Source organism: Acidovorax sp. 210-6, assembly GCF_010020825.1.
Classification (GTDB): Bacteria; Pseudomonadota; Gammaproteobacteria; order Burkholderiales; family Burkholderiaceae_C; genus Simplicispira; species Simplicispira sedimenti.
In genome coordinates, this window is sequence record NZ_JAACJE010000001.1 from 2,428,915 (window position 1) to 2,442,653 (window position 13,739).

General features: G+C 59.1%; 11 protein-coding genes and 2 tRNA genes. 7 read left to right on the forward strand and 6 right to left on the reverse strand.

Annotated elements, in window-relative coordinates; all coding sequences use genetic code 11:
* Window positions 1-2: 2 nt before the first annotated feature.
* The 7 genes from pilV (at window position 3) to GWK50_RS11235 (ending at window position 8,287) form a co-directional block, all read left to right on the forward strand.
* Window positions 3-656, forward strand: a complete 654-nt coding sequence (gene pilV, locus GWK50_RS11205) for a type IV pilus modification protein PilV (protein ID WP_242455357.1) — start codon at window positions 3-5, stop codon at window positions 654-656.
* 58 nt (window positions 657-714) lie between these two features.
* Entirely contained in the window at window positions 715-1,569 is an 855-nt protein-coding gene (locus tag GWK50_RS11210; protein ID WP_162018089.1) for a PilW family protein, read from the forward strand.
* 30 nt (window positions 1,570-1,599) lie between these two features.
* Window positions 1,600-2,361, forward strand: a complete 762-nt coding sequence (locus GWK50_RS11215) for a PilX N-terminal domain-containing pilus assembly protein (protein ID WP_162016587.1) — start codon at window positions 1,600-1,602, stop codon at window positions 2,359-2,361.
* A gap of 84 nt (window positions 2,362-2,445) precedes the next feature.
* Window positions 2,446-6,018: a PilC/PilY family type IV pilus protein gene (locus GWK50_RS11220; RefSeq protein WP_162016588.1), complete on the forward strand. Its 3,573-nt coding sequence runs from the start codon at window positions 2,446-2,448 to the stop codon at window positions 6,016-6,018.
* 13 nt (window positions 6,019-6,031) lie between these two features.
* The gene (locus tag GWK50_RS11225) at window positions 6,032-6,472 is read left to right on the forward strand and encodes a type IV pilin protein (protein ID WP_162016589.1); all 441 of its coding nucleotides are present in this window, start codon (window positions 6,032-6,034) and stop codon (window positions 6,470-6,472) included.
* A gap of 31 nt (window positions 6,473-6,503) precedes the next feature.
* The gene (gene ribD, locus GWK50_RS11230) at window positions 6,504-7,637 is read left to right on the forward strand and encodes a bifunctional diaminohydroxyphosphoribosylaminopyrimidine deaminase/5-amino-6-(5-phosphoribosylamino)uracil reductase RibD (RefSeq protein WP_162016590.1); all 1,134 of its coding nucleotides are present in this window, start codon (window positions 6,504-6,506) and stop codon (window positions 7,635-7,637) included.
* Between the two features lie 26 nt (window positions 7,638-7,663).
* Window positions 7,664-8,287 carry a riboflavin synthase gene (locus GWK50_RS11235; protein ID WP_162016591.1) on the forward strand — a complete coding sequence of 208 codons (624 nt, stop codon included), beginning with the start codon at window positions 7,664-7,666 and terminating at the stop codon, window positions 8,285-8,287.
* A 123-nt stretch (window positions 8,288-8,410) separates the two neighbouring features.
* Here the strand turns inward: GWK50_RS11235 and GWK50_RS11240 are convergent.
* From GWK50_RS11240 to uvrC, 6 genes are all read right to left on the reverse strand, one after another.
* Window positions 8,411-8,486, reverse strand: a tRNA-His gene (locus GWK50_RS11240).
* Window positions 8,487-8,526: 40 nt separating this feature from the next.
* A complete protein-coding gene (locus tag GWK50_RS11245; RefSeq protein WP_162016592.1) occupies window positions 8,527-10,449 on the reverse strand; it encodes a SurA N-terminal domain-containing protein in 1,923 nt (640 codons plus the stop codon).
* A gap of 57 nt (window positions 10,450-10,506) precedes the next feature.
* Window positions 10,507-10,582, reverse strand: a tRNA-Val gene (locus GWK50_RS11250).
* A 16-nt stretch (window positions 10,583-10,598) separates the two neighbouring features.
* Entirely contained in the window at window positions 10,599-10,871 is a 273-nt protein-coding gene (locus tag GWK50_RS11255) for an HU family DNA-binding protein (RefSeq protein ID WP_005793966.1), read from the reverse strand.
* 289 nt (window positions 10,872-11,160) lie between these two features.
* Window positions 11,161-11,730, reverse strand: coding sequence for a CDP-diacylglycerol--glycerol-3-phosphate 3-phosphatidyltransferase (gene pgsA / locus GWK50_RS11260; RefSeq protein WP_162016593.1), 570 nt, complete (start codon window positions 11,728-11,730; stop codon window positions 11,161-11,163).
* A 59-nt stretch (window positions 11,731-11,789) separates the two neighbouring features.
* Entirely contained in the window at window positions 11,790-13,730 is a 1,941-nt protein-coding gene (uvrC, locus tag GWK50_RS11265; protein WP_162016594.1) for an excinuclease ABC subunit UvrC, read from the reverse strand.
* Between the last annotated feature and the right edge of the window lie 9 nt (window positions 13,731-13,739).

Sequence of the window (13,739 nt, forward strand, 5' to 3'; positions counted from 1 at the left end):
CCATGACCACGATCTACGCAAACACTCTCCCTTTGAGGCGACAACGCGGCATCTCGCTAATCGAATCACTGATCGCCATCGTCGTCACTGCCCTGGGCATCCTCGGCATCCTGGGCGTGCAAATGCGCACACTCAGTGACACATCCACCACAGTGCGCCGAGCGCAAGCGATCCGACTGATCGAAGATTTGGGAGAGCGCATGAAAGCCAACCCCAACGCGCTCGCCAACATCAACGCCTACACCACCACCTTTTCGGACGCACCAGCACCTGGCAGTTGCACCACTGGCTGCAACCACTCACAGTTGGCCACGTATGACATGCAGGTCTGGAAGAAGGCCGTTCGAGACAACCTTCCCATCGGGAAGGCCGCCATTTTCGTTCCCCCTGCAGAAGCAGGACTGCCCCCTGGCCAAGGTCGGCAACTTGGCATCATGGTGGCTTGGCGCGAAAACGAACGAGACACCAGTGCAGCATACAAAGACGACATCGACGCCACCAAAGTACGCGCCAATGACGGCTCATTGAGCGCGGGCGCCGCCTTGGCCTGCCCTGCTGACCATATTTGTCATTTGCAGTACATCCCCGTGACGGGCCGTTGTGCACCCTACGCACCCGGCGCATCCTCAACAACCTACTATTGCCCGGGAGCCTGATATGCGCTCTATGCACATCACTGGAGGCTGTCGCCACCACATCGGCATCAACCGACTGATGCGGACAAACCAACTCCGTCAGCGCGGTGTGACCCTGATTGAGTTGATGGTTGGCATTGCCATCGGCCTTCTCGTCATTGCAGTGGCCATGGGGGCCCTCATGGTGTCGCGCGGAGTATCCGGCACCGTCACGGACGCCAGCGGCATCCAACAACAGGCCTCCTATGCAATGCGTGTGATTGGTCAGCAATTGCGGCAATCCGGATCGCTTCGCCTGAACCTGAATCCTGGAACAGTAGCCACTGCCGAGCCCCACTTGGCTCCAGTTGCTTTCGAAGTCAAATCAGGCGATATGGACATGACCAAGCCTGAATGGAAAGTTATCGAAGGCAAAGACAACCCGGGAAGTAGTGAATACAAATTGAGCACACGGTTCAGTAACTATGCAGAGCCCGTTTTTACCAGTGCATCTGAACAATCCCAGGCACGCGATTGTCTTGGAGCCAATCCCAGCGCCACCCTGATCGAAAGCCATTTTAGGCTTGAAAGCAATGAATTACGGTGCGCAAGTTTCGGTGGAGGAGCTGCGCAAGCCATCGTGCAAAACGTAGCAAATTTTCAAGTTAACTATCTAACTCAAGACATTACCACCACACCGGGCATACCCACCATCAAGTCTGTGAACGCCGCAGGCGTTACCAACTGGGGCCAGGTGCAGGCTGTAGAGGTGTGCCTGGTGATCTACGGCTCAGAACCCATCGATCTGCCAGCGGGAAGCAACTATACCGACTGCGACGGTGCCACCTTGGTGGACATGAGCACCCTGACCGGTACGCGTGCAAAACGCATGCACATGGTCTTCCGCAACGTCTTTCAACTTCGCAGTCAGGGCCTCATTGGCACTGTGCTCTAACCACTTGCCGAGCAAATCATCATGCAAAGCATGTCAATTTCATCCCACCACCGCTCAGGCAGTCGGCAGCAAGGCGTCGCGCTGTTTGTCGTGATTGTGTTTGTCATGTTGTCCATGCTGCTCGCACTGTGGGCTTCTCGCACCTCGCTGTTCAACGAGATGATCGTCGGCAACGATGCGGACTACCAGCGCGCATTCGAAGCAGCACAGGCACTGCTGCAAGATGCGGAGCTCGATATTCGACGAGAAAACCCCGACGGCTCCTCCTGTACCGCAGCCAATTGCCGTGACAGCATTCCCTCGGCCTTTCAGATACCTATTGATGCTCAAGAGGTAACACCGCTGCTGGCCAAACTTGACCAGCACACCACCAAATGCGCGAATGGTCTGTGCCTCAAACGTGCTGGCCGCCAGGACTTTTGGAACACCACCAGTTCCACCACCCTGCAGCCAGGGGAAGTGAAGCTTGAAGACATGACCAAGACGAACGTGGGTGCACGTTACGGACAGTACTCCGGTGCAATCGTAGGCGGTGCCGGCACGGCCAACCCCATCTTGGCCGACACAAGCGCAGACAACCGCGGCGGCTGGTATTGGATCGAAGTCTTGCGTTACGACGAAAGCAGCAAAAATTCGGGCGTGATCGTCGGTGGAACCAACACAGACCACCTCCTGCGCCTCAACCTCAAGCCAAACCTAGCCTATCGCATTACCGCGCTCGCATTTGGTCGCAAGCCAGGAACCGTGGCGGTGCTGCAACAGACCTATGTTCGTCAGACCCGCAAAGACTGACCCTCAAAAAATACTGCACTTGTTGCTTTGCTATTCAGCCATCAAGGCCTATTAACCCAAAACTTTTCAGCCAAGGAGCATCCCATGGCCCGCAAGACCAATCCCCGTTTTCGCAAATCTCTGCTTGCCTTGGCCGCAAGCACAGCCCTTGCGCCTTACTCTTCATGGGCCTTGGATTTGGCTGAATCCCCTCCCGGCACCGTAGAACCCTACGTCCGACCTAACGTCATCATTTCGGTGGACGATTCAGGTAGTATGGACTGGCAGGTCACCAACACCAGCACAGGCAGTTCGACCATTACCGAACCAAATGCCGACGGAAGCTGGCCCACCAATGCCAAGCGCATCAATATTCTGAAATACGCGCTCAGATCAATCTTTGACACCACACATCCCAAATACGACCCCAGCTTGATGCCTGACAAGAAGGTGCGCATTGCCTGGCAAACCATGTGGAATAACGGCGGTGCGCCAGACGCGAAAAACGTCAACAGTGCCACCATGAAGACCAATTCGATGCGCATTTTGCAGGGTAGCCACCGCACGAATTTTCTGAATTTTGTCAACAGCCTGAAGGCAAATAATGGCACACCATCCCACTTGATGTTCAGTCAGGCCGATGCCTATATGCGCCAGCCACTGGGGACCAGCAGTGCGTGGGCCAGCGATCCCGGCACCACCGGATCTCCCTATTTGGCCTGCAGACGCAGTTACCACATCTTCATGTCGGACGGTCGCTGGAACGGCACCGATTCGGGTGGCGCACAGGACAATGCCACCAATAAGACCCTGCCCGACGGCATGGTGTACGGCGGCGCCACCGCAGCGGATCGCGCGAAAACAGCGCTCTACCGCGATACAGACCCGAACAATTTGGCCGACTGGGCCTTCTACAGTTGGTCGACGGCCATGCAAACCAGTGGCATGACCGGAACCATGCAACCTGCTGCCGACTACCGCGCGGCACCTGCGACCGAGAACTTTGGCAAGGACAGCGCCAACAAGGACGCCATCCTGGAACGGTACTGGAACCCACGCTACAACCCGGCGACATGGCCCCACATGGTGACCTATACCATCGGTTTCAGTAACGATGCCGTCACCTGGCCATACGGTGCTGGCGCCAGCATCGAGCCGCCTACCCAACAACTGCCGTTTGGCTATGACAACAGTTTTCTCAACTTTGTCACCGGCAACCAGACTTGGCCCACGCTGGATGACGGCGACCATAACCAGAACAACAACCATGCCCTGGATCTCTGGCACTCTGCCCTCAACGGTCGCGGTCGGTTCTATGCCGTGAGGAAGGGCGATGACCTTGAAAAAGCCTTCCGTGAAATTTTTGGTCAAATCAATACAGGTTCAGACCCCGACTTGAGTGCCAGCGCCACCAGTGGCTCTAACGTATCTCGAAGCGAAGTCGGCAAATACACTGCAGGCTATGAACCAGAAAATTTCTGGAAGGGATATGTTTCGGCGGACAAGGTCAAGAAAGATGGCACAACTTACCCCGATCCAGGTTGGGGTGGAAAGAATACTGCCGACAAATTGGACGCATTGACCAGCATATCGAGCCGCTTGGTGCTGGGCTGGAGCGATACATGGGAAAGCACAAAGTACAAGGGCGGCATATCGTTCAAGTGGACTTCCGACCTGAGTAGCACACAGAAAGTTTGGCTGCAAAAAAATGTGCTGGGAACAGACGAAGGGCCAACAAAAGGCGAGCAACGGCTTAACTACATCCGCGGAGACAAGAGCCTAGAGGGTGTTGCCCCGAGCAACTACCCCCCTGCAACACCTTTCCGTCAGCGCAAAAGTCGCCAAGGGGACATCATCAACTCTGATGTCTGGTACACAGGCGCACCTTCTGCAGACTATTTACTCAAGGGTTATACCTCTTTCGTTCTAAGTAACGCGTCCCGCCCTGGCATGCTTTACGTAGGCGGGAACGATGGCATGCTCCACGGCTTTGCCGCGGCTGATGGCGAGGAGAAGCTGGCGTATGTCCCGCGTGGTGTCGTTCCGAACCTCACTTTGCTGACCGACCCTCAGTACAACAACAAACACAAGTATTTTGTGGATGGTTCGCCGATGACTGGCGATGTGGACATGAACGGGGGTATTCAGGACCCTACCGATCCCAACTACGGCACCTACACCCCCGACTGGCGTACCATGCTTGTAGGCACCCTTGGACTGGGCGGCAAAGGCTACTTCGTCCTGGATGTGACCAACCCCAGCGCGACCACCACGCCCAGCGGTGTACTGGGTTTTGCAGAAGGCAACGCGCAGCATTTGGTCAAACTGGATCGTACCCGCGGCCCGTCTGAGCCTGCGCCCAACTGCGCTGCAATGACTGGCGCAGAGCAAACCACTTGCATCAAGGTTGTTGACGAAGACAAAGACATCGGCCATATCACCGCTCGCCCTGTGCGTGATGACAACGATGCCATGCGTAGCACGCAAATCACTCGGATGAACAACAACCGCTGGGCTGTAGTTCTGGGCAATGGTTACAACAGTGCCAATCAACGGCCTGTGTTGCTGGTGCAGTACTTGGATGGCACTAAGGAGTTGGTGCGCCTTCCGGTCACGACTGATGCGCCAGGCACCGGCAATGCCAAGGACAATGGTCTTGGCGCTCCACGGGTTGTGGATATCAATGGCGATGGTATGACTGATGTGGTCTATGCAGGCGACAACCTAGGCAACATGTGGAAGTTTGACCTGACCGACTCCAACGCCAGCAATTGGAAGGTGGCTTTCAACGGTACGCCACTGTTCACAGCACAAGGCCCTGCTGCGCTGGGTTCGTCTTCGCGCACCAAGATTCAGCCCATTTCAACAGCGCCAACCGTGCGTGCAAATGACCGCACCATGACTATAGGCAGTGGCCCTACCGCCAAGACTGTGCGGGTAGGTGGAATGATGGTCGCCTTTGGTACGGGCCGTAACGTCACCAAAGACGACCCATCCAGTATTGACGTCCAAACAATTTACTCCGTATTGGACAATACCCGATATCGTACAGTCGCATCTGCCTTGGGCGCTAGATTGGAAGTTCATCCAGGTGGCGGCACATGCCCCGGCGGAGCCGATTGTGTGCCAGCGCCAGCAGCTTTGGGAACTGGCGTTGCGTCTGCCAAGCTGGCGCAGCAAAAATTCACCGAACTGAGCGGTGGGGATTTTGCAACTGTGGATATCGTTGATGAATTGAAAAAGGAAACGTGGGCCAACTTCAACGGTTGGTACCTTGATTTGCCCTCAGTGGGCGAGCGTTTGCTCAAGCCGATGGATTTTTATGATGCCAGCAACCTGTTGACCGTTTGGTCACAAGTGCCCGCAAAGGGTTCCGATGTTGACCCGAATGTGGAAAGCTGCGAATCCACATCAGTGGATGGAGAGCGCCAATACCGAACCTTTGTCAATATCATGGATGGAAAACGCCCCTCAGTGCAGATTGTGGACATGAACAACGATGATAAGTACACAGCTCTTGATGCTGGCGTATCTCGAAGAAAAGTAGCCAAAGGTCCGCACAGCATCATCAAGAAGGATAAGTTCCAGAATGTCGATATTGATGCCAAGAACAACAAGGAAAACCTAGCCGCAATGCCTGAAGAGTCCTTGCGCCCAAGTTGGAGGCAGATCCAGTAAGTGAGGAACCACGATGCATTCGAAGAAACACAACCACCATCCGCAGCAGCACGGTTTCACCCTGATCGAATTGATGATCGTGGTGGCCATTGTTGGCATTCTTTCTGCCATTGCATACCCCAGCTACACCGAATACATTCGCCGGGGGCATCGGGCCGATGCACGCGCTGGATTGCTGCAGGCCCAGCAGTGGATGGAGCGCTCAGCAACGGCAACGGGCGTTTACCCCACAACCCTTTCTCCCGCACTTACTTGGTCTGCAGACACCAATAAGCGATACACCATTGGTTTTTTTGGAGTGAATTCCAACGCCGCTTTCACTTTGGTGGCTACACGAAAGGCAGGCCCTCAGGCCAGCGACAAATGTGGTGACTACACCATTACCAACACCGGGCAACGTGGAAACAACAATCTGTCAGGTGGAGCAACAGTCGCTGATTGCTGGGGCAAATAGCCCTCAACCATCCGTTACCATCCAGGGCGCCATGACAACACCAGCGCCTCCCATGATCCAAGCGCTTGGGCTAGCCGCCCAGGCGCTTTTTCTTTCCAACCCCAACCCCCGTGTAGGCTGCGTCATCACCGCGCCCGATGGGCAGGTGCTGGGTGAAGGATTTACCCAGCAGGCTGGCGGCCCGCATGCCGAGGTGATGGCGCTGCGTGATGCCGAAGCACGGGGCAACAATGTACGAGGTGCCACGGCCTGGGTCACGCTGGAGCCGTGCGCTCACCAGGGGCGCACCGGGCCATGTTGCGATGCGCTGATTGCCGCAGGCATTGGCAAGGTCATGGCCAGCCTGGAAGATCCCAACCCCCTGGTAGCGGGCCAGGGCTTTGCCCGGCTGCGTGCTGCGGGGGTAACCGTGGAGGTTGGCCAGGGTGCTGCACAGTCGCGCGAGCTGAACCTGGGTTTTTTCAGCCGCATGGTGCGCGGCACGCCCTGGGTGCGGCTCAAGGTGGCAGCGTCGCTGGACGGCACCACAGCGCTGCACAACGGCGCCAGCCAATGGATTACATCAGATGCGGCACGGGCCGATGGACATGCCTGGCGCGCCCGTGCATGTGCTGTGTTGACGGGTGTAGGCACGGTGCTGGCAGACCACCCACGACTGGATGTGCGCGCTGTGTCCACGCCACGCCAGCCCCATGTGGTGGTGCTGGATAGTCACTTGCAGACGCCGCCAGATGCTCCTATTTTTATAGCTGGACGCGCTTGCTGGATATACGCTGCAGGCCAATTTGATACCGAAGCAGACCGTTCCGCCTTTGCCACCCGCCGCCAGACCCTGGAGGCACGCGGCGCCGCGGTGGCACTGCTGCCTGGTGCCGATGGACGGGCGGACCTGAAGGCCGTTTTACACGACCTGGCTCGCCGTGGCGTGAACGAGCTGCATGTGGAGGCAGGGCACACGCTCAATGGCGCCTTGCTCGACGCCGGGCTGGTGGACGAACTATTGCTGTACCTGGCGCCTACCCTGCTCGGCCCAGGGCGCGGCATGGCGGACCGTGCGCCATTGGCCGATCTGGCCCAGGGCATCCCCCTGGAATTTGGGGCCGTGCAAGCCGTAGGGCCTGACCTGCGCGTGCTGGCCCGCGTCAACGGACGCGACCGGTTTTGATCGAAAAGCCTGCCACAATCCACACCATGTTTACTGGAATCATCACCGGCACGGGGCATATTGCCGCCGTGCAACCCTTGGGCGAATCTGCCACCCACGGCAAGCGGCTGAGCGTGGTCCCACCCGCTGGCTACCTGGACGATGTGGGTTTGGGCGATAGCATCGCCCTCAACGGCGCCTGCATGACAGTGACTGGCATGGACACGGCACGCACCACCTTCACCGTGGACATTTCCGCCGAGTCGCTGGACAAGACGACCGGGCTGGATCAGTGTGGCCCCATCAACCTGGAAAAAGCCCTGCGCGCCAATGACCGCCTGGGCGGGCATCTGGTGTCTGGCCATGTGGACGGTATCGGCGAGGTGACCCACTTCGCGCAGGTAGGTGAGAGCTGGGAGTTGCGTGTGCTGGCCCCGCAAGCCCTGGCACGCTTCCTGGCGACCAAAGGCTCCGTCACAGTCAACGGCGCGAGCCTGACCGTCAACCGCGTGGCTGATTTGCCCGAGGGCTGCGAGGTGAGCATCAACCTCATTCCCCATACGGTGCAGAACACCGCGCTGGGTCACCTACGCAACGGTTCCAAAGTGAATCTGGAGATCGACCTGATCGCGCGCTATTGCGAACGGATGCTGCATTTGGAGCCGCGCTAGCCAACACGCTGAGCCAGCACCCCAAAACAAAAGTCCCTTGAAACAGAAAGGCCCCCGTGATTTCCCACGGAGGCCTTTTATTTTTCATTGCTATTTTTTAGATAGCCAATGTTCTAGTGTTTATGGGGTGGCTGATGGGACTCGAACCCACGACGACAGGAATCACAATCCTGGACTCTACCAACTGAGCTACAGCCACCGTAGAGCCTGAAATTATAACTCGAATTTCAGGCCTTGCTTCAATTTTCCGAACTTGTTTGTGATGATGGGCGAGGAACCTTGATCTGCGCCTGGTAGCGGGATTTCAGGGTTTCATAGTAGGCCAGCCCTTCTGCGCTGGACCACCACTGGGTGTATTGCTGACGCATCTGCGAAATGAGTTGCTGATCGATGCCGTCACTGGGCATGATGCGAATGACCTTGAGCACAGCGTAGCCCGCCGACCCCAGATCCACGCCCGTCCACAAGGGCAGCGCATCCGGTTTGGCGGAAAGTACGGCATCAACGATGGCCCGCGATTGGCCTTGCGCTTGGTCACGCGAGAGCACGATGGGTGCAGCAAGCCCCGTTGCCTGTGCAGGCTTTTCTGCCCATGCATCACGCTTGGCCTGCCCTTCCTGGCGGGCAAGCTCCGCAGCCTTGTCGGCCACAAAACGTTGACGGACCTGCGCCTTGACTTCGTCATAGGCCTGGACTCGTGCACTTTGGTGCTCGATGACGCGGGCAGCGGCCATCTGGTTGGAGCCCAGTTCCACCGCCTCGGTATTGCGTTTGCTCTGCAAAGATTCCGACGCAAACAGTGCCTCCAGTAATTTGGGGTTGGCCAACGCGCCCACCACATTCGGCTGAGGAATACGGGTCACCCCTTGTGCCGTCTGGATCTTGAGCTTGAGCTTGTCGGCCACAGGCTGCAGGCTGTCGGCTTGTTCATACACGGTGTTGGCAAAAATCTCTGCCGTTTCAGCGTATTTGCGCTGTGCTTGCTGCTGCTTGAGCTCGGCTTCCAGCTTGGGGCGCAGTTCCTCGAAGCTGGGCTCACGAGCCGCTTTGATATCTGCCAATTGGATGATGTGGTAGCCAAAATCGGTTTCCACCACATCACTGATGGCGCCCTTGGCCAGCCCAAATGCAGCTTCCTCAAAGGGCTTGACCATGGCTCCCCGGGCAAAGAACCCCAGGTCTCCCCCTTGCGGCGCGGAGCCTGGATCCTGCGAGTGCTTCTTGGCAAGCGCAGCAAATTCGGCAGGGCTCTTGCGCAACTGCTCCAACAGTTCCGCAGCGCGGGCCTTGGCCTTCTCACGCTCTGCAGCCGGTGCGTCCTTGGCAGCGGCAATCAGGATGTGGCTCGCACGACGCTCTTCCTTGCCCATGTGGCGCGAGAGATTTTCCTTGTAGTAGGTCCGCAGATCGTCTTCGTTGAGGGTGATGCCTGCTCGCACCGAGTCGATATCAAACACCACGTATTCGATGCTGACCTGCTCGGGCAGCTGGAAAGAGCTGCTGTGCTTCTGGTAGTAGGCCTGAAGCTCTTCGTCGGTGGGACGCACCTTGGCTTCGTAATCTGCCGCCTTGAAGAGCGCCACCTGCACTTCACGTCGTTGGAACAGCGGATCGATCGCGGCCATTCCTTGCGAGGAAGTGGCAAAGCTGCTGCCCACCACGCCGCCGAGCACCTGGTTCAAGGACAGGTTGCGCCGCATCGAGGCCTCAAAGCCTTCGGGCGTCATGCCCTGGGTGGCCACCAGTGCACGGTAGCCTTCCGCATCAAGACTGCCATCGGGCTTGCGCAAGGCTGCGACCTGTGGAATCTCCTGCAGGCTGCGGGCGAGGCGAGCATCGGTGGTCACCAGGTGCATCTTTTGTGCGGCCACCTGAAGCACCCGATCACGCACCAGTTTTTCCAGCGTGGCGTAGCGGGCCTGGGGCGTATCCAACAGCTTGGCATCCATCTGGGGCTGCTCGCTGCGCTGGCGATCCGATTCAACCTTGTGGGCATTGTCCCAATCGTTTTGCGTGATGTCCTGGCCATCCACCCGCGCCACCACGGGGCTGCTGCCTGAGAAGTAGCTGGAATCAATGCCCACCAGCACGAACGAGGGGATGATCAGCAAGAACAGCAAGATCATTGCGATCTTGGTGTGCTTGCGGATGGATTCGAACATGGTCAATCTTTCTGAGACATAAAACAAAAGGCGAACTTTTGTTCGCCTTTGCATCAGTGGTGGGTGCTGACGGGGTCGAACCGCCGACCTACGCCTTGTAAGGGCGCCGCTCTACCAACTGAGCTAAGCACCCACTGAATATCCGATGGTCAGTTCAGGGCGTCTTTGAGGGCTTTGCCCGGGCGGAACTTGGGCACCTTGGCAGCCTTGATTTTAATCGCAGCGCCCGTGCGGGGGTTGCGGCCAGTGCGTGCAGCGCGCTTGCCCACAGCAAACGTACCAAAACCGACGAGCGACACCGTGCCGCCTTTTTTCAGTGTCTTCTTGACCGCTTCGATCGTGGACTCCAGTGCTCGCGCAGCGGCTGCCTTGGAGATATCGGCATTGTTTGCAATGTGCTCAATCAGTTCGGTTTTGTTCACAAGAAGCCTCTCGGGAATGTGGTTGGGTTGTCTCTGTGCTTATTCAACTCGCCCAGCCCGGCATGCGCTGGGGGCGGGTGGCTGGCGCTGGCAGCTGGCACTGCCACTCTCGATTAAAGCCATCGACTCTCCGGGTGTCAATACAACACGCCGGATTGCAACGGCGCGACAGGCGATTCTAGTCGCATTTGCGCCTGCATACGAACCAAACAGCCGCATTTTTGCCATTGCAGACCTTACGCATCTTTACCGATTGACAGGCACCCGCAAAGACGCACCAACAACCCACTCAGTCTTTGACGCGCGCACGGATTTCCGGCAGCGCCTTTTGCAGGTAGTACACCATGGACCACACCGTGAGCACAGCTGCAAGCCAGATCAGCCAAGTGCCCCACACCCCTGTATCGACGAGCCCCCATACGTGCCCGTCGTACAACAGGAAGGGGATGGCCACCATCTGGACCGTGGTCTTGACTTTGCCCAGCATGTGCACGGCCACGCTCTTGCTGGCACCGATCTGCGCCATCCATTCACGCAGGGCCGAAATGGCGATTTCGCGGCCGATGATGATGAGCGCCACGAACACATCGGCGCGCTGCAAGTGCACCAACACCAGCAGCGATGCACAAACCAGAAACTTGTCGGCCACAGGGTCCAGAAATGCACCAAACGACGAGGTCTGGTTGAGCTTGCGCGCCAGGAACCCGTCGAGCCAGTCCGTTGCCGCAAACACAATGAACATCAGCGCGGCGACGAGGTTTCGCGTGGGTTCGTCCAGCGGAGCGTAGAACACCCCGACGATCAAGGGGATCGCGACAATGCGCGTCCAGGTCATGAGGGTGGGAATGGTCCAGAACATGGCGCGATTGTGTCATGCCCTGGATGCGGCAGACACCTGCGGACCTCCTCCATCCACACTCAGCGCAAAGCGCGGTAGATTTCCTCGGCCAGTTCGCGCGAGATGCCTTCCACACTGGCCAAGTCCTCCACGCTGGCGTCCTGCACGCCACGCACGCCGCCAAAGCGCTGTAGCAAGCGCGCGCGTTTTATCGGGCCGATACCGGGGATGTCTTCCAGCCGACTGCCGCCCACGCGTACCTTGGCGCGCGCTGCGCGCATGCCGGTGATGGCGAAGCGGTGCGCCTCGTCGCGGATCTGCGCCACCAGCATGAGTGCGGCCGAATCCCGGCCCAGATAGACCTTCTCGCGCCCATCGGCAAACACCAACTCCTCCAGCCCCACCTTGCGCCCCTCGCCCTTCTCCACACCGACGATGCGCGCCAGGTCCAGACCCAGTTCGGTAAACACGTCGCGCGCCATGGCGACCTGGCCCTTGCCACCATCGACCAGCACCAGGTCGGGGAGCCGCGCCTGGCCGGCAGCGGGCTCGGCGCCACCAGCCTCGCGCAGGGCCTGCGCCACCTTGGCGTAGCGACGCTGCAGCACCTGGCGCATGGCGGCATAGTCGTCGCCGCCGGTGATGCCTTCGATCTTGTACCGACGGTACTCGCTGCCCTGCATCTTGTGGTGGTGAAACACCACACAGGAGGCCTGCGTGGCCTCGCCCGCCGTGTGCGAAATGTCGAAGCACTCGATCGTCAGGGTATCGAGGTCTTCCTGCGGCAGATCCAGCGCCTCGGCCAAGGCGCGCGTGCGCGCCTGTTGCGAGCCCTCCTCGGCCAGCAGGCGTGCCAGCTGCAGGTCGGCATTCTGGCGCGCCATGTCGAGCCAGGTGCGGTGCTGACCACGCGGCTGGTGCACCACGCCCACGCGCTGTCCGGCCTGCTCCGTCAGCGCCTGCGCCAGCACCTTGTCCACCGGCTCGCTGGCGATCAGCAGGGGCGGCACGGGCACGCCGATGTAGTGCTGCGCGATGAAGGCCTCCAGCACCTGCTGCTCCACCGCCGGGGGCGCAGCCGCAGCATCCTCGGCGGCATAGACACCGGCGGCATCCTCCACATGCACCGGGAAGTAGGCCCGGTCGCCCAGGTGGCGGCCGCCGCGCACCATGGCCAGGTTCACGCAGGCGCGGCCACCCTGCACGCGCACGGCAAGAATGTCCACGTCCTTGTCCGAGGTGGTTTCCACCGCCTGCTGGTGCAGCACGCGCGAGAGCGCCGTGATCTGGTTGCGCAGCTCGGCCGCCTGCTCGAACTCCAGCTGCTGCGCATGCGCCATCATGCGCGACTCCAGCTCCTGCAAGAGCGCCTGGGTTTCGCCGCGCAACAGCGCCTCGGCGTGCGCCACGTCGCGGGCATAGGCCTCGGGGGCGATCAGGCCCACACAGGGCGCGGTGCAGCGCTTGATCTGGTAAAGCAGGCACGGCCGCGTGCGGTTGGCGAACACCGTGTCCTCGCAGGTGCGCAGGCGGAACACCTTCTGCAGCAGCTGGATGGTCTCCTTCACGGCCCAACTGTTCGGGTAAGGCCCGAAGTAGCGGTGGCGCTTGTCAATGCTGCCCCGGTAGTAGGCCATGCGCGGAAAGCGCTGGAGTGCCGCCTCGCCCTGCCCGTCCTTGGCAGCCACGCCGGTAATCTTGAGGAAAGGGTAGCTCTTGTCGTCGCGGAACAGGATGTTGTACCTGGGGTTCTGCGACTTGATGAGGTTGTTTTCCAGCAGCAACGCCTCGGCCTCGGAGCGCACCACCGTGGTCTCCAGGCGCGCGATCTTGCCCACCATGTGGCCGATGCGCGTGCCCCCGTGCTGCTTGGTGAAATAGCTCGAAACGCGCTTCTTGAGGTTGCGCGCCTTGCCCACGTAAAGCAGCGCGCCTTCGGCGTCGAAATAGCGGTACACGCCCGGCAGGGGTGGCAGCGCGGCCACCTGCGCCAGCAGTTCTTCGGAATGCCCTTCTTGCATGGCGCTATT

What these genes read in the sequence shown, in the direction of transcription:
- ribD (WP_162016590.1), top strand. Translation starts at nt 6,504, where the DNA reads ATGACAACACCAGCGCCTCCCATGATCCAAGCGCTTGGGCTAGCCGCC.
- GWK50_RS11225 (WP_162016589.1), top strand. Translation starts at nt 6,032, where the DNA reads ATGCATTCGAAGAAACACAACCACCATCCGCAGCAGCACGGTTTCACC.
- uvrC (WP_162016594.1), bottom strand. Translation starts at nt 13,730, where the DNA reads ATGCAAGAAGGGCATTCCGAAGAACTGCTGGCGCAGGTGGCCGCGCTG.
- pilV (WP_242455357.1), top strand. Translation starts at nt 3, where the DNA reads ATGACCACGATCTACGCAAACACTCTCCCTTTGAGGCGACAACGCGGC.
- GWK50_RS11235 (WP_162016591.1), top strand. Translation starts at nt 7,664, where the DNA reads ATGTTTACTGGAATCATCACCGGCACGGGGCATATTGCCGCCGTGCAA.
- GWK50_RS11215 (WP_162016587.1), top strand. Translation starts at nt 1,600, where the DNA reads ATGTCAATTTCATCCCACCACCGCTCAGGCAGTCGGCAGCAAGGCGTC.
- GWK50_RS11220 (WP_162016588.1), top strand. Translation starts at nt 2,446, where the DNA reads ATGGCCCGCAAGACCAATCCCCGTTTTCGCAAATCTCTGCTTGCCTTG.
- pgsA (WP_162016593.1), bottom strand. Translation starts at nt 11,730, where the DNA reads ATGTTCTGGACCATTCCCACCCTCATGACCTGGACGCGCATTGTCGCG.
- GWK50_RS11210 (WP_162018089.1), top strand. Translation starts at nt 715, where the DNA reads ATGCGGACAAACCAACTCCGTCAGCGCGGTGTGACCCTGATTGAGTTG.
- GWK50_RS11245 (WP_162016592.1), bottom strand. Translation starts at nt 10,449, where the DNA reads ATGTTCGAATCCATCCGCAAGCACACCAAGATCGCAATGATCTTGCTG.